The organism is Microbacterium sp., assembly GCF_036277215.1.
Taxonomy (GTDB): domain Bacteria; phylum Actinomycetota; class Actinomycetes; order Actinomycetales; family Microbacteriaceae; genus Microbacterium.
Genome location: NZ_DASUNI010000251.1, coordinates 1 through 2,694 on the forward strand (window position 1 = coordinate 1; position 2,694 = coordinate 2,694).

Below are 2,694 nucleotides of genomic sequence, written 5' to 3' on the forward strand. Positions count from 1 at the left end.
TCGATTCTTCCGCGAGTTCGGGCTGCGGCGGCGCGTGCGATTCGCGGTGCCCGAGATCTCGTTCGCGCATCCGCTCGACGGTGGACGAGCCGGGATCGCGTACCGGGATCTGGCGCAGACGCGCGCTGAACTCGGACGCGACGGTGGGGCGTATGCCGCGCTGATCGGACCGCTGGCGGAGCGGGCGACGCGCGTGGCGGAGTTCACCGGCTCCACTCTCCTTCGCGTTCCGCCCGACCCGATCACGGCGGTCCTGTTCGGCGCGGCATCCGCCGAGCAGGGCACGGGTCTGTGGAACGCGCGTTTCCGGGACGACCGCGCTCCCGCGATGCTCACCGGCGTCGCCGCGCACACGATCCTGCCGCTGCCGAGCATCGCGGCCGCCGGTGCGGGGCTCGCGCTCACGTCGTACGCGCACAGGGAGGGCTGGCCCATCCCGATCGGCGGCAGTCAGGCGATCATCGACGCGCTCCTCGACGACCTGGAGGCGCACGGCGGCGAGCTCGTCACCGACCACGAGGTGCGGTCTCTCGACGAGCTCTCGGCCGCGCGGGCGATCCTGCTCGACGTGACCCCTCGCGCACTGCTCGCTCTCGCCGGTGAGCGCCTGCCCGCGGGCTACCGCCGGGCGTTGAGCCGGTTCCGTTACGGCAGCGCAGTCGCCAAGGTCGACTTCGCGCTCTCGGATCCGGTGCCCTGGGCGCACCCGGAGCTCTCGCGCGCGGGCACACTCCATCTCGGCGGCACCCGACGGGAGATCGCGGCGTCCGAGAACGCGGTCGCACGCGGCCGGCTCAGCGATTCGCCCTACGTCCTCGTGTCGCAGCCCTCGGTGTTCGACGACTCGCGCGCCCCCGCGGGCAAGCACACGCTGTGGGCGTACACGCACGTGCCCGCGGGATCCCGCATCGATCGGCGGGAGGCGATCATCGACCAGATCGAGCGGTTCGCGCCGGGCTTCCGCGACACCGTCCTGGGCACGTCGTCGCGCACCGCCGAACAGGTCGCCCACCACAACCCCAACTACGTGGGGGGCGACATCGCCGCCGGCGAGCCGAACCTCCGACAGATGCTGCGACGGCCGACGCTCTCACCCGAGCCCTGGCGCACTCCCCTGCCCGGCGTCTACCTGGCGACCGCTTCGGTCAGCCCCGGCCCCGGCGTGCACGGCCTCGCCGGCTGGCACGCGGCGTTGAGCGCTCTTCGGCACGAGTACGAAACGGCGGCACTGCCGGATCTCTCGCCGCGCTGAAACCGCTCGTCGGAGGGGTCAGATCTTCAGATCCTGCTTCGGAACGACGACCTCACGGATGATCAGCAGCAGCGAAGCCATCACCGGCAGCGCGAGAAGCACGCCGAGCACGCCTGCCAATGCGCCACCGATCAGAGCGCCGATCAGGACGAGGGCCGCCGGGATGGAGATCTCGCGGTTCATCACCCGCGGACTGACCACATAGGACTCGAGCTGGATGTAGACGAGGTACGCGATGCCGAAGATGAGCGCCTGCGACGGACTCGAGAACAGTGCGATGACGGTGCCCAGGATCCAGAAGATCACCGAGCCGAAGAGCGGGATCAACGTGATCACGAACGCGATCAGGGCCATCAGCGCCGGGAAGGGCAGCCCGATCAGAAGATGCAGCACGAAGACGACGATGGCGTTGATGGTCGACAGGATGACGGACCCGATCAACGCACCGCCCACCGACGCGGTGATGCGCTCGGTCATGTCGGCCAGCCGAGGACGATTTCGGGCGGGCGCGAGGGAGTACAGCGCCCGCTTCATGGCAGCCAGTGAAGCCAGGAAATACAGGGTCAGGGCGACCACGATGAAGCTGGCCGAGATGAAGCCCGCGACGCCGATGCCGACCGCCAGCGCGCCCCCGCTGATCGCCGCGACGGTGTGAGGATCGGCGAGCGAGACCGACAGCTGATCCAGGCTCGACCCCACGGCGGCCTGCAGGTCGTCGTTCAGGCTCACGAACCACTCGGATTGCTGGATCTCGGCCATCGCCTGCGGGATGGACACGATGAACTCGGCGATCTGCGCCAGCACCGGCGGCAGGACGAAGATGAGGAACAGCGCCACCAGCACGGCGAAGGCGACGAACACGATCGCGATGCCCGCCCCTCGCCTCATCCCCGCGCGCTCGAGCCGGCGAACGACCGGATCGAGCCCGAGGGAGATGAACAGGGCGAGGATGATGTAGATCAGGATCGTCGCGATCGAGCCGAGCGCCGATCCGATCAGCAGGGCCCCCAATACCCCGAGGGTCGCAACGAACGCGACCACGAGCGGGTGGTCGATCATCGCCAGGATGCCGCGGCGGTCGCGGTTCTGCTCACGCGACTCGGCACGCGCTCCGCCCGCGACCGCATGCCGCAGATCCGCCGCGCCGCCGGGCGGGCTGGCGGGCGCGGCAGCCGTCTCCGCCGGACCCGCCGGCTCTCTCGTCCTCCGCAGGCGCCCCGGGTCGCCGGCATCCGATGGGTCGGTCATGGGGAACCCTTCTCGAATGGGGCGTCTGCACAGTACTGCGGGCCGCACCGCGGCGGCATCACCCTTGCCGCGTGATTGCGCGTGGTGACGTTCCGCGGGTGACCCTACGATGAGACGTCCATGGTCCACATTCACCGCTTCGTCCGGATGCCGGCGGGTCGCCATTTCGCGGTGACCTGGTCGATTCCCGATGA

Annotated in this window: 2 protein-coding genes; one reads left to right on the forward strand and one right to left on the reverse strand. The window is 69.8% G+C overall.

Annotated features, from left to right (window positions below; translation table 11 throughout):
• Positions 1-1,252: NAD(P)/FAD-dependent oxidoreductase (locus VFX99_RS12455; RefSeq protein ID WP_329666611.1), on the forward strand; the 1,252-nt coding region annotated here is incomplete at its 5' end.
• Between the two features lie 18 nt (positions 1,253-1,270).
• Here VFX99_RS12455 and VFX99_RS12460 read toward each other — a convergent pair.
• Entirely contained in the window at positions 1,271-2,500 is a 1,230-nt protein-coding gene (locus VFX99_RS12460; protein WP_329666612.1) for an AI-2E family transporter, read from the reverse strand.
• Positions 2,501-2,694 lie beyond the last annotated feature (194 nt).